Annotated in this window: 16 protein-coding genes and 5 pseudogenes; 9 read left to right on the top strand and 12 right to left on the bottom strand. The window is 56.7% G+C overall.

All coding sequences use genetic code 11. From position 1 onward, the window contains the following. Window positions 1-114 precede the first annotated feature (114 nt). The 4 genes from kdpC to kdpF form a co-directional block, all read right to left on the bottom strand. Window positions 115-660 carry a potassium-transporting ATPase subunit KdpC gene (gene kdpC, locus KGB20_RS13980; RefSeq protein WP_223532576.1) on the bottom strand — a complete coding sequence of 182 codons (546 nt, stop codon included), beginning with the start codon at window positions 658-660 and terminating at the stop codon, window positions 115-117. Window positions 661-803: 143 nt separating this feature from the next. Then, complete coding sequence (gene kdpB / locus KGB20_RS13975) at window positions 804-2,861, bottom strand: potassium-transporting ATPase subunit KdpB (RefSeq protein WP_223532574.1); 2,058 nt, start codon at window positions 2,859-2,861, stop codon at window positions 804-806. Window positions 2,862-2,871: 10 nt separating this feature from the next. Beyond that, window positions 2,872-4,581, bottom strand: coding sequence for a potassium-transporting ATPase subunit KdpA (kdpA, locus tag KGB20_RS13970; protein ID WP_223532572.1), 1,710 nt, complete (start codon window positions 4,579-4,581; stop codon window positions 2,872-2,874). A gap of 8 nt (window positions 4,582-4,589) precedes the next feature. Next, window positions 4,590-4,679 carry a K(+)-transporting ATPase subunit F gene (kdpF, locus tag KGB20_RS13965; protein WP_007899818.1) on the bottom strand — a complete coding sequence of 30 codons (90 nt, stop codon included), beginning with the start codon at window positions 4,677-4,679 and terminating at the stop codon, window positions 4,590-4,592. Window positions 4,680-5,025: 346 nt separating this feature from the next. Between kdpF and rfbB the strand changes: the two genes are divergently transcribed. The 6 genes from rfbB to KGB20_RS13935 all read left to right on the top strand — a co-directional run bounded on the left by rfbB (window position 5,026) and on the right by KGB20_RS13935 (window position 10,552). Then, window positions 5,026-6,108, top strand: coding sequence for a dTDP-glucose 4,6-dehydratase (gene rfbB / locus KGB20_RS13960; RefSeq protein ID WP_223532570.1), 1,083 nt, complete (start codon window positions 5,026-5,028; stop codon window positions 6,106-6,108). After that, window positions 6,105-6,980: a glucose-1-phosphate thymidylyltransferase RfbA gene (gene rfbA, locus KGB20_RS13955; protein ID WP_057713789.1), complete on the top strand. Its 876-nt coding sequence runs from the start codon at window positions 6,105-6,107 to the stop codon at window positions 6,978-6,980. The genes rfbB and rfbA overlap by 4 nt, the downstream gene beginning before the upstream one ends. 46 nt (window positions 6,981-7,026) lie before the next feature. After that, complete coding sequence (gene rfbD, locus KGB20_RS13950) at window positions 7,027-7,896, top strand: dTDP-4-dehydrorhamnose reductase (RefSeq protein WP_223532568.1); 870 nt, start codon at window positions 7,027-7,029, stop codon at window positions 7,894-7,896. 258 nt (window positions 7,897-8,154) lie between these two features. Beyond that, complete coding sequence (gene eat / locus KGB20_RS13945) at window positions 8,155-9,519, top strand: ethanolamine permease (protein ID WP_223532567.1); 1,365 nt, start codon at window positions 8,155-8,157, stop codon at window positions 9,517-9,519. A gap of 141 nt (window positions 9,520-9,660) precedes the next feature. After that, a complete protein-coding gene (locus tag KGB20_RS13940) occupies window positions 9,661-9,828 on the top strand; it encodes a DUF2897 family protein (protein WP_223532565.1) in 168 nt (55 codons plus the stop codon). Between the two features lie 166 nt (window positions 9,829-9,994). After that, window positions 9,995-10,552, top strand: coding sequence for a TetR/AcrR family transcriptional regulator (locus KGB20_RS13935; protein ID WP_223532563.1), 558 nt, complete (start codon window positions 9,995-9,997; stop codon window positions 10,550-10,552). Here the strand turns inward: KGB20_RS13935 and fabF are convergent. From fabF to KGB20_RS13895, 8 genes and pseudogenes are all read right to left on the bottom strand, one after another. Next, a complete protein-coding gene (gene fabF, locus KGB20_RS13930; protein ID WP_223532561.1) occupies window positions 10,549-11,823 on the bottom strand; it encodes a beta-ketoacyl-ACP synthase II in 1,275 nt (424 codons plus the stop codon). The genes KGB20_RS13935 and fabF overlap by 4 nt on opposite strands. A gap of 31 nt (window positions 11,824-11,854) precedes the next feature. Then, on the bottom strand, window positions 11,855-12,649 hold the full coding sequence (locus KGB20_RS13925) for an SDR family NAD(P)-dependent oxidoreductase (RefSeq protein WP_154910833.1): 795 nt from the start codon (window positions 12,647-12,649) through the stop codon (window positions 11,855-11,857). A 480-nt stretch (window positions 12,650-13,129) separates the two neighbouring features. Further along, on the bottom strand, window positions 13,130-13,465 hold the full coding sequence (locus KGB20_RS13920) for a ComEA family DNA-binding protein (protein WP_154910834.1): 336 nt from the start codon (window positions 13,463-13,465) through the stop codon (window positions 13,130-13,132). A 112-nt stretch (window positions 13,466-13,577) separates the two neighbouring features. After that, window positions 13,578-15,453 (bottom strand): annotated as a pseudogene (locus KGB20_RS13915) (polysaccharide biosynthesis protein). A 215-nt stretch (window positions 15,454-15,668) separates the two neighbouring features. Further along, window positions 15,669-16,418 (bottom strand): annotated as a pseudogene (locus KGB20_RS13910) (DegT/DnrJ/EryC1/StrS family aminotransferase); the annotation flags it as partial. A gap of 684 nt (window positions 16,419-17,102) precedes the next feature. After that, a pseudogene (locus tag KGB20_RS13905) lies at window positions 17,103-17,285 on the bottom strand (IS66 family transposase); the annotation flags it as partial. Further along, window positions 17,264-17,482: a hypothetical protein gene (locus KGB20_RS13900; RefSeq protein ID WP_223532559.1), complete on the bottom strand. Its 219-nt coding sequence runs from the start codon at window positions 17,480-17,482 to the stop codon at window positions 17,264-17,266. The gene KGB20_RS13900 and the pseudogene KGB20_RS13905, both read right to left, overlap by 22 nt. A gap of 153 nt (window positions 17,483-17,635) precedes the next feature. Continuing rightward, window positions 17,636-18,409: pseudogene (locus KGB20_RS13895) on the bottom strand (IS5 family transposase). Window positions 18,410-18,908: 499 nt separating this feature from the next. Between KGB20_RS13895 and KGB20_RS13890 the strand changes: the two are divergent. From KGB20_RS13890 to KGB20_RS13880, 3 genes and pseudogenes are all read left to right on the top strand, one after another. Continuing rightward, window positions 18,909-19,187: pseudogene (locus KGB20_RS13890) on the top strand (hypothetical protein); the annotation flags it as partial. A 222-nt stretch (window positions 19,188-19,409) separates the two neighbouring features. Further along, the gene (locus KGB20_RS13885; RefSeq protein WP_263293078.1) at window positions 19,410-20,414 is read left to right on the top strand and encodes an LPS O-antigen chain length determinant protein WzzB; all 1,005 of its coding nucleotides are present in this window, start codon (window positions 19,410-19,412) and stop codon (window positions 20,412-20,414) included. A 565-nt stretch (window positions 20,415-20,979) separates the two neighbouring features. After that, on the top strand, window positions 20,980-22,266 hold the full coding sequence (locus tag KGB20_RS13880; protein ID WP_223532555.1) for a flippase: 1,287 nt from the start codon (window positions 20,980-20,982) through the stop codon (window positions 22,264-22,266). Window positions 22,267-22,312 lie beyond the last annotated feature (46 nt).

Below are 22,312 nucleotides of genomic sequence, written 5' to 3'. Positions count from 1 at the left end.
TCTGGAATTGATATAGCGATTGTTCTGACGCCTTCGCGAGCAGGCTCGCTCCCACAAGCTGGAATGCATACTCCTGTGGGAGCGAGCCTGCTCGCGAATGGCTGCGTCGCCGATCTACAGGTTTTCCAGCGCCAGATTCAACTCAAGCACATTCACCACCGGCGGACCTACCAATGGCTGCTCGACGTGGGCGTCCAGCAGTTGTTGCAGGGTCGCTACCGGCAAATTGCGCGCCGTCGCGACACGCGCCAGTTGATAGGCAATCGCCGCCGGTGGCAAGTGCGGATCGAGACCGCTGCCGGACGTAGTGACCAGCGCCAATGGCACAGGTCCCTGGCCTGGCACCAGCAGTTTGCTGGCATCGTCGATCACCCGCATCGCCAGCGCCGGGTTGCTCGGCGACAGGTTGCTGGCACTGCTCGACACGGTAGCAAAGGCACCGGCCGAAGGGCGCGGGTGGAACCAGGCGTCGCCAACGAAATCCTGAGCGATCAGAGAGGACCCGCGGACCTTGCCCTCGGCATCCCGCACCAGGCTGCCGTTGGCCTGATCCGGGAATGCGACTTGGGCCACGCCGGTGACCACCAGTGGATAAGCGACGCCGGTGATCAGCGTCATCAGGACCAGCAGGCTCAGGGCCGGGCGTATCAATGTGGACATTTGAAAATCCTCGAATTCACAGGAAAAACCTGTAGGAGCGAGCTTGCTCGCGATGCAATTGAGAGCGCCGCGTACAGTCAGGAAGCACTCGTTATCGTTAACCACCATCGCGAGCGAGCTCGCTCCTACAGGGGGGTGTTCAGTCAAACCAGATGCAACGCCGTCAACAGCATGTCGATCGCCTTGATCCCCACGAACGGCACCAGAATCCCGCCCAGGCCGTAGATCAACAGATTGCGCCGCAACAACGCTGCCGCACTCGCCGCATGAACCCGCACACCTCGCAGCGCCAGCGGAATCAGCACCACAATGATCAGGGCGTTAAACACGATCGCCGAGAGAATCGCGCTCTGCGGGCTGCTCAGGTGCATCACATTGAGCACGCCCAGTTGCGGATAGATCGCGGCGAACAGCGCCGGCAGGATTGCGAAATACTTGGCCACGTCGTTGGCGATGGAAAAGGTCGTCAGCGCACCGCGGGTGACCAGTAACTCCTTGCCAATCTGCACCACGTCCAGCAGCTTGGTCGGGTCGCTGTCGAGGTCGACCATGTTGGCCGCTTCACGGGCCGCCTGCGTGCCGTCGTTCATCGCCATGCCGACGTCCGCCTGGGCCAGGGCCGGGGCGTCGTTGGCGCCGTCGCCGCACATGGCGACCAGACGACCGTCGTTTTGCTCGTGACGAATGCGCGCCAGTTTTTTCTCCGGCGTGGCTTCGGCCAACACATCGTCCACACCCGCCTCAGCGGCGATGGCAGCGGCGGTCAACGGGTTGTCGCCGGTGACCATGACGGTGCGGATCCCCAGTTTGCGCAACTCGGCGAAACGCTCGCGGATACCGGGCTTGACCACGTCCTTGAGGTGGATCGCCCCGAGCAACTTGCCGTCGGCACACACCAGCAACGGGGTGCCGCCGCTTTGGGCGATCTTGTCGATTTCACGGGACAGGGCCGGTGCCAGGTCAGCACGCTTGAGGCCAACGAACGCCAGCAACGAATCCACCGCGCCCTTGCGGTACACGCGCCCCTGATAGTCAACACCGGACAAGCGGGTTTCGGCACTGAATGGCACGGCTGTCAGCACTTCAGCGGACGGTTCCGGTTGCGGATGGGTGCCGCGCAAGTACTCGACGATCGACTTGCCTTCCGCAGTGTCGTCGGCCAGCGAGGCCAGCAACGCGCCTTCGGCCAACTCCCCGGCTGTCACGCCAGGCGCGGCATACACCGCCGAGCAACGACGGTTACCGAAGGTGATGGTGCCGGTCTTGTCCAGCAGCAGGACGTGCACGTCCCCCGCCGCTTCCACCGCACGACCGGACTTGGCGATCACGTTCAGGCGCACCAGGCGATCCATACCGGCGATACCGATGGCCGACAGCAAGCCGCCGATGGTGGTCGGAATCAACGTGACCAACAGCGCCACCAGGAACACCAGCGGCAGGCTGCCATTGGCGAAGTGGGCGAACGGTTGCAGGGTGACGACCACCAGCAGGAAGATCAGGGTCAGGCCGATCAGCAGGATATCGAGCGCCACTTCGTTCGGGGTTTTCTGGCGCTTGGCGCCTTCGACCAGGGCGATCATGCGGTCCAGGGTCGACTCACCGGGGTTGGCGGTAATCTTCACCAGCAGCCAGTCGGACACCAGCCGAGTGTTGCCGGTGACGGCCGAACGGTCGCCACCGGACTCGCGAATCACGGGGGCCGATTCACCGGTAATCGCCGCTTCGTTGACCGCCGCGATGCCTTCGATCACCTCGCCGTCACCGGGGATCATCTCCCCGGCTTCGACGCGCACCACATCCCCTTTTCGCAGGCTAGCGGCGGGCACCACCTGAAAGCTGCCGTTGCCGGTCCTGCGCCGGGCACCGAGGCCTTCGCTGCCGGCCTTGAGGCTGTCGGCGCGGGCCTTGCCGCGACCTTCGGCCAAGGCCTCGGCGAAGTTGGCGAACAAGACGGTGAACCACAGCCACACAGCGATTTGCGCGGCGACGAAAGTCGGCACTGCGGTGTCGGGAATGAAGCACAGCACGGTGGTCAGGATCGCCGTCAGTTCGACCACCAGCATCACCGGCGCACGCTGCAATTGCCTTGGGTCGAGCTTGACGAAGGCTTGCAGCAGCGCCGGGCGCCACAGGGCCGAGATCGCGGTTTTAGTTTGTTCCGGTGCCTTGGCGGCGACGGTTTTGGTTACGGGCATATTCATCATCAGCTCCTTAGCTCTTTAACCCAAAAGCAGCCATACCCAGATGTTCAGCGATTGGGCCCAGTGCCAAAGTCGGCAGGAAGGTCAATCCACCCACCAGCAAAATGGTCACGGTCAGCAGGGTCACGAACAGCGGGCCGTGGGTCGGGAAGCTGTTCTGCCCGATCGGGGCGGTTTTCTTCAGCGCCAGGCTGCCGGCCAGGGCCAGGACCGGGAGGATGTAGCCGAAGCGACCGATCAACATGCCCAGGCCCAGCATCAGGTTGTGGAAGGGGGTATTGGCGCCGAAGCCAGCGAAAGCGGAACCGTTGTTGGCACTGGCCGAGGTGTAGGCGTAGAGCAGCTGACTGAATCCGTGAGGCCCAGGGTTGCTCACCGCAGCCACCGGGCCTGGCAGGCTGGCGGCGATCGCGCCGAGCACCAGTACGCCAATCGGCATGACCATCAGGGTCACCACCAGCAATTGCACCTCCCTGGCCTGCAGTTTCTTGCCGAGGTATTCCGGAGTGCGGCCGATCATCAGGCCGGCGAGGAACACCGCGATCAGCACGTTGAGCAACATGCCGTAGAGCCCTGCGCCAACGCCGCCGAAGATCACTTCGCCGACCATCATGTTGACCAGGGCCACCATGCCGCTCAGTGGGTTGAGGCTGTCGTGCATGCCGTTCACCGAACCGTTCGACGCGGACGTGGTGGTCACCGACCAAAGCACGGTGGCGGTGGTGCCGAAACGCGCTTCCTTGCCTTCCAGCGGCGCGGTCTGCTCGACAGCGACGTTGTTCAAGGCAGGGTTAGGTTGGTGTTCAGCCCACAGCGAGGTCGCGCCGCCGATCAGGAACAGCGCCAGCATGCAGGCGATGATCGCGCGACTCTGACGCAGGTCCTTTACGTAGTGACCGAAGGTGAACACCAGTGCCACCGGGATCAGGATGATCGAGGCCACTTCGAACAGGTTGCTCCACGCCGTCGGGTTCTCGAACGGATGCGCCGAGTTCACGCCGAAGAAGCCACCACCGTTGGTGCCCAATTGCTTGATCGCAATCTGACTGGCAGCCGGTCCCAGCGGAATCACTTGGTCAACACCCTGCATAGTCACTGCATTCACGTACTGCGCGAAAGTTTGCGGCACGCCCTGCCAGACCAGGTACAGCGCCAGCAGCAGGCACAGCGGCAGCAAGCCGTAGAGGGTGGCACGGGTCATGTCGACCCAGAAGTTGCCCAGAGTCCGGGTGGATTTGCGGCCGATGCCGCGACACAGCGCGACCAGTACCGCCAGACCGGTGGCGGCGCTGACGAAGTTCTGCACGGTGAGGCCAGCCATCTGGCTCAAGTAGCTCAGGGACGCTTCGCCGCTGTAGGCCTGCCAGTTGGTGTTGGTCATGAAGCTGACGGCGGTGTTGAACGCCAGCGTCCACTCCTGACCCGGCAGGTTCTGCGGGTTGAGCGGCAGGAGGTCCTGGAACAACAGGATCGTGAACAGCAGCAGGAAACCCGCGAGGTTGAAGGCAATCAAGGCCAGGGCGTATTTCTGCCAGCTCTGTTCGGCTTGCGGATCGACGCCGGCCAGACGATAACAACCACGTTCGACCGGACCGAGAATCGGCGTCAGCCAGGTGCGCTGCCCCTCCATCACCTTGTAGTAGAAGCGCCCGAGAAACGGCGCCGGGACCAAAACCAGGGCAAAAAAACCGAGGATCAGCCAATAGTCATAACTGTGCATAGCCGCTCCTAGTTCCGGTCCGCGCGCAGCAGCGCAACCAACAGATAAATGAACAGCCCCACTGCCAGCAGCAGCGACACCCCATCCAGAACGCTCATGGAAGTTCTCCGTGTTACGGCGTATTGCCGCGTGTGGAGTCATTGTCGGGAAGGAGGCTGTAAAGGAACGAGATCGAGGGTGCGGGCGGGGCATAAAGAATGCGTAAAGAGTGGGTTTACGCCGGGGTTACAGGGTGCGCGAAGGCGCTCCAGAAAGGAGAAAAACGGCGGGGCGTCGCACATAGCACTCTAAATTGTGCGCGCGAGTAGTGAGTGAAGGCTGCAAGTCATGGATAATCCAGCCCAAATGACGCGACGCAACCGAATGGGGTCAGGATCTCTTGCACCTCCCCGCTTGCGCCTGCAAGCTACCTCTATTCGCATTACTGAAGAAGGCTGGCCCAACGTGCGTATCCTTATTACCGGCGGAGCCGGTTTCATAGGCTCGGCCCTTGTCCGCGAGCTGATTCAACACACTGAGCATGAAGTGCTCAACCTGGACAAACTGACGTATGCCGGCAATCTCGAGTCGCTGACCAGCATTGCCAACGACACTCGCTACGAGTTCGTTCAGGCCGATATTGTCGATCAGGCGACCGTCAGTGCAGTGCTGGCGCGCTTTCAGCCTCACGCGATCATGCACCTGGCAGCGGAGTCCCACGTCGATCGTTCCATCGACGGGCCATCGGAATTCATCCAGACCAACATTGTCGGCACCTACAGCCTGCTCGAAGCCGCCCGAACCTATTGGCAAGCCCTCCCGGAACCTGAGAAAAGCGCCTTCCGCTTTCATCACATTTCCACTGACGAGGTTTACGGCGACCTGCACGGTGTCGATGATCTGTTCACGGAAACGACGCCCTACGCGCCGAGCTCGCCCTACTCCGCCAGCAAGGCAGCGTCCGACCATCTGGTCCGCGCCTGGCAACGGACCTATGGCTTGCCGGTGCTGCTGACCAATTGCTCGAACAATTACGGGCCGTTCCACTTCCCCGAGAAACTGATTCCGCTGGTCATCCTCAATGCGTTGGCCGGCAAGCCGCTGCCGGTGTATGGCAATGGCCTGCAGGTTCGCGACTGGCTGTTCGTCGAGGATCACGCCCGTGCGCTGCTCAAAGTGGTGACCACCGGCACCGTCGGCGAGACTTACAACATCGGCGGGCATAACGAACAAAAGAACATCGACGTGGTGCGTGGCATCTGCGCCCTGCTCGAAGAATTGGCACCGCACAAGCCCGAGGGCGTTGCGCATTACGCCGACCTGATCACGTTCGTCCAGGATCGCCCTGGGCATGACCTGCGCTACGCAATCGACGCCAGCAAGATTGAACGCGAACTGGGCTGGGTGCCCGAAGAGACCTTCGAAACCGGCCTGCGCAAAACCGTTCAATGGTACCTGGACAATCTGGAATGGTGCCGCCGCGTTCAAGACGGCAGCTATCAGGGCGAACGCCTTGGCGCCATCAATCCCAAGGAGCTGCTCGCATGATGAAAGGCATCGTTTTGGCGGGTGGCTCGGGCACGCGCCTGCACCCGATTACGCTTGGAGTGTCGAAACAGCTGTTGCCGGTCTACGACAAGCCCATGATCTACTATCCGATTTCGGTGCTGATGCTGGCCGGCATCAAGGATATTCTGCTGATCTCCACCCCGCAGGATCTGCCCCAATATCGCAATCTGCTGGGTGACGGCAGCCAGTTCGGGGTGAATTTCAGCTTTGCCGAGCAGCCATCACCGGACGGTCTGGCCCAGGCCTTTCTGATTGGCGAAGAGTTCATTGGCGATGACCCTGTGTGCCTGATCCTGGGCGACAACATCTTCCATGGTCAGCACTTTGGCGAACAATTGCAGAACGCGGCAAAACGCACCTCCGGTGCCACCGTGTTCGGCTACTGGGTCAAGGACCCCGAGCGCTTCGGCGTGATTGATTTCGACAGCGATGGCCGTGCCCTTTCGATCGAAGAAAAACCGAAAGCACCGAAATCCAGTTATGCCGTTACCGGCCTGTACTTCTACGACAACGATGTGATCGAGATCGCCAAGGCGGTGAAACCTTCGCCTCGCGGCGAGCTGGAAATCACAGACGTCAACAATGCCTATCTGCAACGTGGCGATCTGCAGGTCGAGCGTTTTGGTCGAGGTTTCGCCTGGCTCGACACCGGCACCCACGATAGCTTGCTCGAAGCCTCTCAGTACGTGCAGACCATCGAACACCGCCAGGGTCTCAAAGTCGCCTGTCTCGAAGAGATCGCCTATGAAAATGCCTGGATCAATCGCGAACAGTTGATGGAGCGCGCCCGGTACTTTGGCAAAACCGGGTATGGCCAGTACCTGGCCAAGCTGGCAGGGGAAGAGCAATGAACCTGTGCGAGCACGATTCGCCCGGTAACGAGACTGGACTGTTCCCGTGAAAATACTCATCAATGGCCGACACGGTCAGGTTTCCCATGAATTGCAACAGCGGCTGGGGGCTGTCGGCGAACTGCTCGTATTGGGTCGCGATCAGCTCGATCTCGCGCAGCCCGATCAGATTCGCCGTCAAGTGCAAAACATTCGACCCGATCTGATCATCAACGCGGCGGCCCATACCGCGGTTGATCTGGCAGAAAGTGAACCGCAATCAGCCTTTTCCATTAACGCCGTAGCTCCCGGAATCCTTGCCGAAGAAGCACTGGCTCTCGACATCCCGTTGATACATTACTCCACGGACTATGTATTCGACGGGACGAAAGACGGGCCTTACAACGAGGACGACACACCAAATCCGCTTGGGGTGTACGGCAAGAGCAAACTGGCCGGTGAACAGGCCGTCAGGGACGTGCAAGGTAAACACCTGATCCTGCGTACCAGTTGGGTCTACTCAACTCATGGCCGCAACTTTCTGCTGACGATGCAACGTTTGCTGCAAGAGAAACCTGAGCTACGTGTAGTCGCCGATCAAATCGGTGCACCTACATGGGCCGGTACAATCGCCAATAGCACCCTTGCCCTGATTGAACGCTGGCAGACGGGTCAGGTTGCCAACTGGGGTACTTATCACCTGAGCGCTCAAGGTGAGACCTCCTGGTTCGGCTTTGCCCAGGCGATCGGTGAAGCGCTGCGAGAACAGGGCAAGCCCTGCGCCGACCTGTTACCGATCCCGTCCAGCGACTACCCGACACCCGCAGCCCGGCCGCTCAACTCGCGCCTGGATTGCAGTCGCTTGCAACGCGACTGGGGTGTCAGTCAACCAGACTGGCAAACGGCGTTGCGCGAGTGCCTCAATCTGCAAGCCTGAATATCAACCGCTGCCCGCACCGGCATTGAAATACCAAACCTGCGCGTTGCAGCGGTGTGGGGAGCGGGTATGCGGGCTTGCTCGCGAAAGCCGCATTTGAAACCGGCGCGCCCCTGACTGACGCACAATATTTGCGCATCCAGTGGCGAACATCCCCGATACGACAGCTTTCAGTCCATTACGACGTGCAATCGTGAAATGGCACGCCCACTGCACTGGCCTCCCCTGAGCTTTCCAAACCACTCAGGGAGCAAACCCATGAACACACAACTCAAACCCACGCTGGGCACCTTGCACCTGTGGGGCATTGCGGTCGGGCTGGTGATTTCCGGAGAGTATTTCGGCTGGAGCTATGGTTGGGGCGTGGCCGGAACCTTGGGTTTTCTGGTGACTTCATTCATGGTCGCCACCATGTACACCTGCTTCATTTTCAGCTTCACCGAACTGACCACCGCCATTCCTCACGCTGGCGGTCCCTTTGCCTACAGTCGTCGCGCCTTTGGCGAAAAAGGCGGTTTGATCGCCGGGCTGGCGACACTGATCGAATTCGTCTTCGCCCCACCGGCGATTGCCCTAGCCATCGGCGCCTACCTCAATGTCCAGTTTCCCGCCCTGGACCCGAAACACGCGGCAGTCGGTGCCTACCTCGTATTCATGGGCCTCAACATCCTCGGCGTGAAACTGGCGGCGACCTTCGAACTGGTGGTCTGCGTGTTGGCGGTCGCTGAATTGCTGGTGTTCATGGGCGTGGTCGCCCCGGCATTCAGCTTCAGCAACTTCGCGCTCAATGGCTGGGCCGGCTCCGACGTGTTCGGTGCTCCGGCGATCGCCGGGATGTTCGCGGCCATCCCCTTTGCCATCTGGTTCTTCCTCGCCATCGAAGGCGCAGCCATGGCCGCCGAAGAAGCCAAGGACCCGAAACGCACGATTCCCAAGGCTTACATCAGCGGTATTCTGACCCTTGTGCTGCTGGCGATGGGTGTGATGTTCTTCGCCGGTGGTGTCGGTGACTGGCGCACCCTGTCGAACATCAACGACCCGCTGCCGCAGGCAATGAAAACCGTGGTCGGCGAAAGCTCGGGCTGGCTGCACATGCTGGTGTGGATCGGCCTGTTCGGCCTGGTGGCGAGCTTCCACGGGATCATCCTTGGCTATTCGCGGCAGTTCTTCGCCCTCGCCCGGGCCGGTTACCTGCCTTCCTCCCTGGCCAGATTGTCACGCTTTCAAACCCCGCATCGGGCAATCATCGCCGGCGGTGTAATCGGCATTGCAGCCATCTACAGCGACGGCCTGATCAACCTCGGCGGCATGACACTGACCGCCGCGATGATCACCATGGCCGTGTTCGGCGCCATCGTGATGTACATCATGAGCATGCTCAGCCTGTTCAAACTGCGTAAAACCGAGCCGAACCTGGAACGCACCTTCCGCGCCCCGTGCTACCCGCTGCTGCCGTTCATTGCACTGATACTGGCGGTGGTGTGCCTGGTGGCGATGGCCTGGTTCAACACGCTGATCGGCCTGATCTTCCTGGGCTTCATGGCGGCCGGTTTCCTGTACTTCATGCTCACTGCGCAATTACGCGCCGACGCACCGGCGGATGCGATGTTGACCGGACATTGAAAGCGTTCGAGTGAACCTTAAACAACAGGCATAGAATGGGGGTGATAGCGATGGAACTGCGACAAAACCCCATCACTCAAAGTGGTATGCACGATCGGTTGGCAAGCCCTCGCCAACCCGCCTGCTTTCAAGGAGAGTCCTATGCCCTGGTATGCCTGGTTAATTATGGTCGTTGCCATCGGCTCGATCGTTGGTGGTCTGATGATGCTGCGCGACACCGCCAACAAGGTCGAACTGACCGAAGAGCAACGTAAGCGCGTCGCCGAACGCAATGCGGAAATGGACGCCAAGGAAGCGCAGGACCGCTGACTGAAAACCCCGCCTGGAACGGCGGGGTTTGTTTTTGCGTGAAAGCACCTGAAATCATGCCGCTTTTGACCCATATCGAAGCATCTGCATGTTTTTTAGAAGTAGAAGTACAGTCACCATGCAATTTTCATTGGTTAATATGTCCGCATTGATGCGGAGATATCAGATGCGTTACTCGCAGGACCATAAAGCCCAGACCCACCAACGCATAATCAAGGAAGCTTCAGCACGATTTCGACGCGACGGTATCGGCGCGACCGGGCTGCAACCCCTGATGAAAGCACTGGGCTTGACCCACGGTGGCTTTTACTCGCACTTCAAGTCCAAAGACGAACTGGTAGAGAAAGCCTTGCAAGAGGCTGGCGCACAAGTCGACGAGTTGTGCGCGCAAATCTTCGCCGAGGAGCATCCACTCGAATCCTTCATCGACGCTTATCTGTCCGAATGGCATCAAACCTCACCTCAGGAAGGCTGCCCGCTGTTGACCATTTCTTCGGAACTGGGACTGCGTGGTCAACCGAGTCCAACCAGCGACGTCGTGCTCCAGGCGCGACTCGATCAGATCCAGCACACCCTTGACGGAGAGCGGACCGCCGAGCGCAGCATTGTGATCATGTCTACGCTGGTCGGCGCCTTGCTGTTATCGCGCAGCGTTGCCGACGCCGAATTTTCCCAACGGATTCTCGACGTCGCACGCGAACACCTCAAACACGCGCAGGATTAACCCTGCCAACGCTTGAACAGCACACTGGCATTGACCCCGCCAAATCCGAAGCCGTTGGACAATGCGTATTCGATGGCCATTGGCCGAGCATTGCCATGAACGATGTCCACGCCTTCAGCGGCAGGGTCCGGGTTTTCGAAGTTGAGGGTCGCCGGCACGATCTGGTCGCGGATCGCCAGCAGGGTAAAGATCGCTTCGAGTCCACCCGCTGCACCGAGCAAATGCCCGGTCGCCGACTTGGTCGATGTCACGGCGATGCCGTTTTGCGCGCCGAACAATGCCTTGATCGCCGCCAGCTCTCCCAGATCCCCCACCGGAGTCGAGGTTGCATGCGCATTCAGATGCTGAACCTGAGCCGGTGAAACACCTGCTTGTGCCAACGCCAACGACATCGCTCGCCGCGCACCGCTGCCGTCCTCGGGGCCGGCGGTCAGGTGATAGGCATCGGCGCTGGTGCCGTAGCCGACCAGCTCCGCCAGCGGGTGTGCGCCCCGGGCCAGCGCATGGTCCAGAGACTCGATGACCAGCAGCCCGGCCCCTTCTCCCATGACAAATCCATCACGACCACTGTCGAACGGTCGCGAAGCGCGCTCAGGCGTTTCGTTGTAAGCGCTGGACAAGGCGCGAGCAGCCGCAAACCCGGCAAGGCTGACCCGGTCGATCGCCGCTTCCGCACCGCCGCACACCGCGATATCCGCCTCCCCCGTACGGATCAGCCGCGCCGCGTCACCAATCGCCTGAACCCCGGCGGCGCATGCCGTGACCGGCGCGCCTAATGGCCCCTTGAAACCATGCTGGATCGAGACATGACCTGCCGCGAGGTTGACCAGAAATGAAGGGATAGTGAATGGAGACAAACGTCTCGGACCACGGCTATCGGTGGTGCGAACCGCCTCGGCAATCGCGCCGAAACCACCTACACCTGAACCGATGATGGTGGCCGTGCGCTCCTGGGCATTGGCATCCAGCGCTTGCCAACCGGCTTGCTCCAGTGCCTGACGCGCCGCTTCCATGGCGAACAGGATGAAGCGGTCCATCTTCTTCTGCTCCTTGGGTGAGGTTGCCCGGTCCGGATCGAACCCCGCCTCCGGATCGTCAGCCAGAGCAGGCACTGCACCGCCAACCTTGGCCGGCAGATCGGCAACCACCTCTTGCGGTAAATTGCGCAGCCCGGAACGCCCGGCCAACAGCCGCGCCCAGACTGCTTCGACACCGCTCCCCAGTGGTGACACCAGGCCCATGCCCGTTACAACTACTCGACGATCACTCATACCAAATACACCTCAAGCCGATTGATGGCGCTTACCGATAACGGGCAGCGGCCTTGCTTTTGGAAAGGTTAGGCGCCATTACATGACGCGCCGCCACGAACGCATCCCAATCCGCCGCATCGGGCAACGAAGGGATAGTGATCAATTCACCCTGATCCAGACCCGACAACGCAGCATCGACCATTTCACCCGCCTCCATCACCATTTCCGCTGGAATTTGTGAAGCATCGATACCGGAGCGCTCCCAGATCTCGGTTCGTGTCACACCCGGCAGCACCGCCTGGATCTTCACTCCGGTGCCATCCAGCTCTGCGTTCAACGATTGAGTCAAGCTCAATACGTAGGCCTTGCTGGCGCTGTACGTCGCGTTGAAACGCTCGGGAAACAATGCCACCACCGATGCGATATTGATGATCGTGCCGCGCCCGGCCTTGGTAAAGCTGGCCGCAGCCGCCGAGGCCAATCGCGTGACTGCGGTGATATTCAACTGAATCATTCGCTCCAGTTGATTGGTATCGGCATTGGCCAACAGCCCGTCCGCCGCCACACCGGCGTTATTGAGCAACAGGCTGATACTCGAATCGCTGCGTAACCGCTGTTCGAGTTGCAGCACGTCTTCCTTCTGGGTGAGATCCGCCTTCAGCACTTCGACCTTGATCCCATGCTCGGAGCGCAGCTTACTCGCTGCCGCCTCCAGCCGCGGCTCGTCGCGAGCCACCAGCAACAAATCAAAACCACGGGCTGCCAACCGCTCAGCGTAAACCGCCCCGATACCTGAAGAAGCGCCGGTGACGAGGGCCGTACCTTGGGACTGAACTGAATTCATGACGGTGCTCCTGGAGAATGCTGAAGGACGCCTGACGCCAAGGCACTTCGACGCAAGCGGTATTTATTATACGCATAATTCAAACGTAATATGATAGTCGTAATTTTCCATATCCACGAAGCGGTCGGCTCTCGTCGGTGCCCAAGCCAGAATGAGAGAGTAGACCCTGAATCAACGCAAAACCGCGCCGAACCTCTGCGATGGAATGAACGGTACTACGGGCCGACCGATAAATGGTGGGCGGATGAACAGTGCGCATTCAACGGTGACTGAGCGACAGGACTTTCATGCGTCGAACCAACCCGAAAGTCGATCAAAGCGATGTCTGATTGGCGACCCTGCTGAACAACGCGAACCTGTACTTTGCCTGATTTCGGGTAACCGACAAACCATTCAAGTACTGCGGCTGGCCCGCCGAGCATAACTCTCGCTACAGACAAAGGCCGATCAATGATCGACCTTTGTCGTCCAGTCTCGCCGTTAGTTCACCTCGATCCTGTCGCGGTTTCTATCCAGAAGCGCTTTGCCGATACCCTTCACTTCCAGCAATTCGTCAACTGACGCAAACGCACCATTACTTTCACGATAAGCAACAATTGCTTTCGCTTTGGCCTCGCCCACCCCAGCCAGCTCACGTTGCAGCGTAGATACATCAGCACTATTGAGATCGACTTTGCCGGATGGTGCCTTGACGGCCACATCCTGCGCCAGAGGCGCATTCGTCACCTCAGGAGCCTTGGCAGGTGCGGCGATTGCCGTAAGAGAGGCGCTGGTGAGAAGGGCGAATACCAGAGAGTAGAAACTGCTTGTACGCATTAGTGAAGCTCCATGCCATCGTTTGAGAAAGCAGCTTTTCCGAAGCCGCTCTCCAAACTTAGGCGATGCTATTGAACTGTCAAAAATGTGTACGTTACTGGATATGAAACAATCAGGGTTCCAGGCGGCGCTGCTGGTAGATCCAGTCAACGATCTCACCGTCCGGGGTGTAGCCGCTGACAGTGTCACGCAACAGCTGGCGGACGCGCGTATAGTCGTCCTGATCCACCGCCGCGAGCAACTCGCTCAACTTGCCCTTCAGCAAATCCCAGGACAGGTGATCCTCGCTGGCCGTCATGATCATCGGGTGCTGTGTGGCCGCCACGTTGTCACCGATCAGCAACTCTTCGTAAAGCTTCTCGCCCGGACGCAGCCCGGTGAACTCGATAGCGATGTCGCCATGCAGTTTTTTTTCCGAGCGCACGCTCAGGCCGGACAAATGGATCATCTTCTCGGCCAGCTCGACGATCCTCACCGGCTCGCCCATGTCCAGGGCAAAGACATCACCGCCCTGTCCCATGGAGCCCGCCTGGATCACCAGCTGTGCCGCTTCAGGGATGGTCATGAAGTATCGAGTGATCTTCGGATGCGTGACCGTCAGCGAACCGCCCGACTTGATCTGTTTGTGAAACAACGGAATGACCGAACCCGACGATCCCAGGACGTTACCAAACCGTACCATGGTGAAGCGTGTTTTGTTCACACGCGAAACATTACTCGTATCTGCGAACAACACCGGAGCCAACTCACGACTCAGCGCTTGCTACGTCAATTCCGCAAGGCGCTTGGTACTGCCCATGACATTGGTAGGTCAACCATCGGCACATGTTTATACGCGGCGGCATGGTAGACAGTGTCTACACGCCACGTTTTCATCACGTCGAGCAACTTCTCCGGATTGCGCACGGAACCGAGAATAGGCAATAAACGTACAGACAAAGACTCACGGGCAACCCGTTGCTAAAGCTCGGACAAGATGCTGTAGAGATTGAACTCACCGTGCTCGAACAACAGCAGCGTAGTTGGATGTAGGGCAAGAATCTGTCGGCATAACTCTGAACTGATGGAGCCACCGGCCCCGGTGACAAGAACAGACTGTCCCTTGATGCAATGTTCAAGCAAGTCGCCCTGGGCCGGAACCGTATCCCGGCCCAAGAGGTCAGCGATGTCCACTTCCTGGATGTCGTCGACCTTTACCCGTCCGCTGGCCAGGCCCATGAAACCGGGAACGCTTCCAACGTGAAGCGGGAAACCTTCGAGATAACCAAGAATTTCACGCCGCCGCCCACGGTTTGACGAAGGGATGACCAGCAGGACTTCCTGAGCCCCGGTGTTATCGATCATTTGCTTGATATGCTTGGGTTTATAGACTTGCAAACCAGAAATAACCCTGTCGGCAATCCCACTATCGTCATCGATAAACGCCACCGGGCGCATGACGCGCCCCATCCGCAAGGCGGCGACCAACCGGTTACCGGCTGAGCCCGCACCGTAAATGGAAACTTTCGGCAAGCCATCGTCCCGATTGGTAAACGGGACATGCTGAGCCGCACTGAACCAGTCGTCCAAGAAGTACTGACGCATGCCTAGGCGAAGCCCGCCGATCATGATCAGACTCAACCACCAGTAGTTGAAAATGATTGAGCGTGGGACGACGTTTTGGTGAATGCCGTACCAATAAACAACTACACCAAGAATCAGTGACGACAAGCTGACCGCCTTGATGATCGCAATCAACGCATCGTTGCCGAATCAGCGCATGACAGCGCGATACATGCCAAATCGGATAAACAACGGGATTGCGACGACCGGGGCACTCAAAAAACGCCAGGAATGGACGAGCAGTGGATTGACCAAATCATCAATGCCAAGGCGAACCAGAAACGCCAACCACAACGCTACCCACATGAGAATGACGTCGGCCGTGACCTGAATGAGCCTTTTTGACCGCGTGGCAGCTCAAGCAACAGTTTGCGCAGTTTATCCATAACTCCGTCGTACACCTCTAACCGCTCACCCATTGATCATGCTGACGAGCGTACGTCTCCGACGCTCTCGTAACTTTGAAATAACTTATCTGGTTCAAAACATTGAAAGCGGTAGCGCCATAAGGGAGCTAAATCACCATCACAGGGCGTGTACAAGGAATGCAGGCCTCGACCGATACTACCGGCAAGAACTGAAAACCGTGAGGAGAAGGGGATCAGATATTGCGAATATCAGGCGGTTTTTCGCCATCCCCCTTTTCCCCATCAGCAAGAATCGACTCGCAAGTCCTTTCGATTTCGGCTTCAGTCAACGTCGGGTGTACCAAAAACATCAAGCTTGTCTCACCCCAGCTCTTTCGCAATAGCTAGTCGTACTTCTGGACGCCAGCCCGTATCGTCGAAAGCTTTCTCGAGGTACACCTCAGAGCAAGAACCCGAAAAACATGGAACGCCAAGAGCAGAAATCTCGGACAGAACACGGTCTCGGTTCCAGTCAGCCTTCAACTGCTGCGGCTCTACGAACACGTAGCATTTATAGGCAGCGTGAGCATAGTTTTCGAAAACCGCTGGAGCACGCAAACCTTTAAGCTCACGAGCCTGCGACCAAATACGTTCCGCATAATTGATTCGGCTAGCACGCCACTGCGCCACGTGACGAAGCTGAATCCGACCTATGACCGCTCAGTTCGTACCAAAGCTCTCATGCAATCACCGGAAGCCTGGTTGATGGGCTCGTTCGTAAATGGCTTCCCAGCTCTTGCCATGATCTTTGAATTCCCACATTTTCAACCAGAGGGTGCGGTCATTCGTCATGACCATCCCACCCTCCCCTCCAGTGGTCATAATTTTGTCCTGGCAAAACGACCAGCACCTATATAACCAATGGAACCTATGGGGCGTCCCTTATACTTCGCACCATGTGCCTGGGCGCAATCTTCGATTACCTTGACATCATGAAGTGCTGCGAAGAGATAAGCTCCGATATATTTATCTGTCCGCTCATTGCTTTACGCGTAAAAAGGAAGCCAGTGATGCAAAAGAAGATTTGCACACCCACAGTCCCAAATGCCACCTGAAACGGCGATGATACAGGCTAACCCTCAAGTAGGTGCGCATGAATTAAATAGTGTGAGCAAACTACCATAATTGCCTCGATGGCACGCATCCCATCAATATGCGTAAATCGACCTGAGTTCATTCTAACTCCAGCCATATTTCCGAGTGGAATGGCTAGAATTAAAGCGATGCCGCAAACTGCAATTATGGTTATTCCTACGGCTACCATTTTAGACGCATTTTCCCATAATTTTTAATTTTGCACGCCAGACTCGTGCGGGTTCGATTTAGATAAACTCCCTTTTTCTAGAGCCTCGCGGATTCAGGAAGTAGACTGCGGAATGGTCGGCGTTCTAGTGCCGGTCACGACGGGGACTGGTGAACAGACTATGCGCGAAGGAGGCAGTGGCCAGCAAAGCGCCATTGGGCACCCGGCTATACATCGTCCACATTGGCAAATTGCACATCCCTTGGGCAACGCAGGTGCGTAGATCTCAAGATTAGCGGCCGCATCCGTCCCACCATGACTCAGCTTCACAACTTGGCGGCAATGCCATGGTGTGAAGCTGTACGCCAGTTTGTTCAACCCACTACGCCAGCGTCGAGCGAGCGATCATCAGCCCGGAGCGGCCAAAGATTTTCTCCTGCCGGTACAGCGGCAAGTGGTCAGCGAACTTCGCCAACATGACATGGGCCAGCAGTCCTGCGGTCGGGATACCCTTGTCGATTACCTGCGCGGGAACCGGTGCTCGGATCAGTGTTTTTCGCTGGCTGCATCAGGATCTGAGAATGGCCACTTCACGGTGAGTTTTTGCTGCACAAAAGGAACCACGATGCTGACAGACATTTGCTGATCGGGCTGGGTTCGGGACTCTAGTTTCATCGGAACGAAAGCGGACAACGCCGGCGCCTGACGTTCACGATAAGCAGGTATCCATTTACGAACGAGGTCGGTTTTGATGCCGTGGCGCAAGGCTACGCTAGGGATGGTCTGAAGTAGCCATGTGTTTCTGGCTGACTTCAGCCACCGCCGATTTTGAAAGTGGCGAGTCGATCCAAAACGCTCAGATCACTCACTCCTGACTTTTTAGCCGGAGCGAGCACCTCGCTGCGGCTATTCCCCAGGTTACAGGCGCACCTCTCCTGCATTGCTCAGTAAATGTCGGCGGGCCATCCACAGATTCGACTGCAAGATGACCTCGCGACCTTCATGCTCGGGGCGTTTCTCCACTCCGGTATAACCGGCATCGGCACAGACCACGCTTTCGTCGCCGTACAGCAGCTTATCGACCTGCGTAACAACTGCCACATTGGCCGCCGTGCCCACCACGCTATGCACCAGGCCCGACTCGTCATCCACACCGATATGGGCCTTCATGCCGAAGTACCATTGATTGCCTTTCTTTGCCTGGTGCATTTCCGGGTCGCGCTTGCCGTCCTGGCTCTTGGTCGAACTCAGCGCATGAATCAGCGTGGGATCGACGATGGTGCCCTGGCGCAACGACAGGCCGCGATCACCCAGCTAGCCATTGATCACGCCCAGAATCCCTGCCGCCAACTCGTGCTTTTCCAGCAGACGACGGAAGTTGAGGATGGTGGTTTCGTCGGGAATGCGCTCCAGGCTCAGCCCAGCAAGCTGGCGCAGAATAGTCGTCTCATACAGTGCCTCTTCCATTGTTGGATCGCTGTAGCCGAACCAGTTTTGCATCAGATGGACACGTAGCATCGCCATCAGCTGATGGGGCGGACGACCACCATCCCCCTTCGGGTAGTACCGCTCGATCAGAATAATCAAACCCTTCCACGGCACCACCCGATCCATCTCGATCGGGAACAACTCTTTAAGGGTCTGCCTGCGTTTGCCGGCGTACTCGGCATCGGCGAAAGTCATTTGCTTCATCGAAAAACTCGGCGGGTGGAGTCTGGGTATTTTGCCAAAATCAGGAAGTCTTCTTCAGAGTTTCCCTAGCCATCGACACGCCAGGCTGCAGGCATTCCTTGATGATCTGGGCTTTAAAGGGTTTGGGATAAGAGGGTCGTTGGCGCATGGTAATCTTGACGATAAGGACGATGGTGTCCACGCATTTTTAAGTGGACACCATCGCCTTTATCGCCGGGATCGGGTAGGTGACTTCGCCGGACGCTTACTAAGGAGTTGTCGATCAGAATCGGGTTCATCATTGACGCGCTTAGCGAGCGCTCCGAGTCGATGAAACAGTTGGTCGAAACAGTCAAAACAAAAGTGTTTGAGTACGGCATGCTGACCCCATTCTGGGAAAGCCGCTTGAGTCGTTATGAAGAGGTGGGGGTGGTGTTTTGAACGCTGTTATGCAAAGCTCTATGCCAAAGCCCGTGGGTGAACAGAGTAGAGCTTATGCGCCCCCTTGGTGGCTGCTGCGTTGGCGCATATCGATGAAGAAGTCGATTTGCTGGCCGAAGACGAGGTGGAGGGGCAGCAGTCCCGTCTGAAAAGACTTTGGGTGGGCGCTGGAAAAAGTAGAGGCGCCGAGCCTTGTATTGAGAGTGTGGCCACCGATCTGGTGGCGCACTTCGAGGAGCACAATCAGGCACAGAATGGCGAGGCCATGGTGGTGGCCATGAGTTGTGATATTTGCCTGCACCTGTACAACGAGATCATTACTCAGCGCCCTGAATGGCACGACGAAGACCCACTAAAGTGCGATAAGGAAGGTTCGAGCCATTGGAAAATCACCCTCGGTTTCGCGCGCATAAGGTAATGCCGGAGTTTTTTGTGCGGGCGATCAGAGCTTAAGACTGTTATCTGCTTGAACAAGACTACTCAATAAAACCTGCTTAAACAAGACTACTCAATAAAATATGGATCGACTGTGACTAATGATATTTCCCCCCGTCGGACTCTTAAGGATGATGAGACTGACTTGGTTGAACTGCTGCTGAGCTTATGGATGCAAAAGTGGCTAATCATACTGATCACCTTGACGATCACTGCTGGTGCCGCCTTTTATGCGTTTCTCAGTAAGCCGGTTTACGAGGCGCGTATTTCTGTACTACCGCCCTCGCTGAGTAACATTGCTGGCTTCAACCAGGGACGGAATGGGTTGCGTGGACTGACGCTTTTTTCGGTCAACGATGTATATGCTGTTTTCACTCGTAACCTGCAAACCGAGGAAGTTCGCCGTCAATTCTTCAAGGAAATTTACTTGCCTTCACTGGACGAAGAGCAGCGTTCAAGTTCTCTGGATAGGCTCTACATGGAGTTTTCTGGATCACTAAGCGTCAAGGCGTTAGACAAAAGTCAGCCAGATCGCTATACCATTGTTATTGAGCGTCACGACCCAGGCCAAGCTGCGGATTGGGCCAAACGCTATATCGACCTGATAGCTCGGCAATCCCTCGGTGAAATGCTGAAAAACGCTCAAAGTGAACTCTCTGTGCAGGCCGGAAATATTGAGCGGCAGATAAAAACCCAGCGGGATTCCGCCAAAGCTCGTCGTGAGGACCGCATCACTCAACTGCAAGAGGCGCTGAAGGTTGCCGAGGAAATTGGCCTTGAAAAACCTTCGATGATTACTGGGCGAAATGACGGCGAGTTCACCGCATTTATGGGTGATAGCTTGATGTATATGCGCGGAGCCAAGGCGCTGCGAGCAGAATTGCAGGTGCTTAAGTCACGCGAATCTGACGACCCCTTCATTCCCAACCTGCGGGACCTTCAGGAACAATACGAGCTTTATGCCGGTGTAAAACTCGACACAGAAGGAGTCGCGGTCTTCCGTCAAGATGGTAATATCGAAATGCCGGATGCCGCCATCAAGCCCAGGAAGGCATTGATTCTGGCGCTTGGCGTGGTTCTTGGCGGTATGCTTGGTCTCTTCATCGCTCTGATTCGTCTGATGCTTAAAAAACGTTTAGCCATGACCTAAACACACCTCCTCTACCGTTTACTGAGGGGAGTAGGAGTTAAAAATAGCCAACGCCACATCCAGGAAGGTACATTGGGCGAAGGAAATTACCGCCCAACTCCCCATCCTCCTCGACTTTTCGTGGGGCAACCGTTTCACCGAGTATTTTAGGAGGTCGTAACCCTTCTGAGCCCTGTGGGCACCGAAACATGTAGAATCCGGCAAATTTATGTGTTCATCAGAGGTACGATTTTTTGCGGTGGTGAGGCGGGGCTAAGCAACAGTTTGGTGAAGTGCGACGACACCGCAATAAACAGAATGAACTCGAGGTCGCGCATCGCGATTCTAGCTTTATCAGTACTTAGTACCTGTTAGGTGTATGAATTTTTATTCAGGTATATCCAGTCGTGAAAAATTTTGTGTGAGTTATTCGAATTCCTTGTTGGTAAGAAAATTAGATGGCATAAAGCAAATAATGCAGGGTTATATATGTTTTGAATTAAGTGTCAAAAAAGCTATTTTCCCCTATGGAATGAAGGCTGCGACTTAACTATTGTGTTTCTTTTTATTGGGGGGAGGCTTGTTAATGTTATTGCGTAACTCTCTATTGAATTTAATTGGGCTTGGCGGTCCGTTGCTGGCGGCAATTTTTACTATACCGTATTTAATAGCAGAGCTCGGTCCTGAGCGCTTCGGACTGTTGACCTTGATTTGGGCTGTCGTTAGCTACTTCGGTTTGTTTGATTTTGGACTAGGGCGTGCACTGACCCAGCAGATCGCTATCACATGGTCACGTGATGAAAAACAAGATTTACCGTCAATCACAGGAACCGCCTATCTCATTATGCTTGTCCTTGGCCTTTGCGCGGGTCTGATTATGGCTTTGATAGCGCCAGTTCTTGTTGATCAGATTAAGGATGTTCCTAATAAGTCCGAAGCTATTAGTGCTCTGTACGCAATGGCTGTTGCGATGCCATTCATTGTTCTGACATCAGGATTCCGCGGCGTACTCGAAGCGCGACAAGCCTTCGGAATTATTAATTTGATTCGCATACCCATGGGGCTTTTCACTTTTCTCGGGCCGGCTGCGGTGGTCTGGATTGATGAGCCTAGACTGGACTTGATAGCCTGGGTACTTGTTATGGGGCGAGTCTTGGGGTGTCTCGTGCACGCTTGGTATGCCTTTCGCTCTTTGCCGAAAGAGTATAGGGGGCTGGTTGTCAAACGAACCTGGGTTCGACCGTTATGCGTCAATGGTGGCTGGTTAACTGTGAGCAATGTCATAAGCCCTTTGATGGGTTACATTGATCGTTTCATCATCGGGGCATTGGTTTCGACTGCAGCTGTCACGTATTACGCGACACCCAATGAGATTGTTACCAAACTCTGGATATTCCCTGCTGCATTGACAGCCGTACTATTCCCAACCTTTGCCGCGCAGATCAGTCGCGGCGGAGGAGAAACGCGCGAACTTTTCAAGAAAGTTCTGCTCTGGCTTTTTCTTGCGATGACACCAATTGTGGTTGTGCTGATACTTTTCGCCCACGAAATCATGCGTCGGTGGATTAACGAGGATTTTGCCAACCAGAGTGCAACAATCCTGCAGATCTTTGCAGTCGGAATACTGATTAATAGTCTGTCACATATTCCATTTACTTTGATTCAGAGCAGTGGGCATGCTCGATGGACAGCGCTGATACATTTAGTCGAGTTTCCAATGTTCATGCTAGCCCTCTGGTGGCTTACCATTAACTATGGTGTCGAGGGTTCAGCATGGGCGTGGCTGTTGCGCATAATTTTTGATACCGGATTGATGTTTGCTTGTGCAAAGCACATCCTTGATTCGCGTTTGGCAACAGTAAAATATGGCTAACTCAGAGTTTCGACTTTGCTATGCCAGGTTGAATTTAATTGACGCC

Source organism: Pseudomonas sp. BF-R-30, assembly GCF_019956175.1.
GTDB classification, from domain to species: Bacteria; Pseudomonadota; Gammaproteobacteria; order Pseudomonadales; family Pseudomonadaceae; genus Aquipseudomonas; species Aquipseudomonas jessenii.
This window is presented reverse-complemented; position numbering and strand designations above follow the sequence as displayed.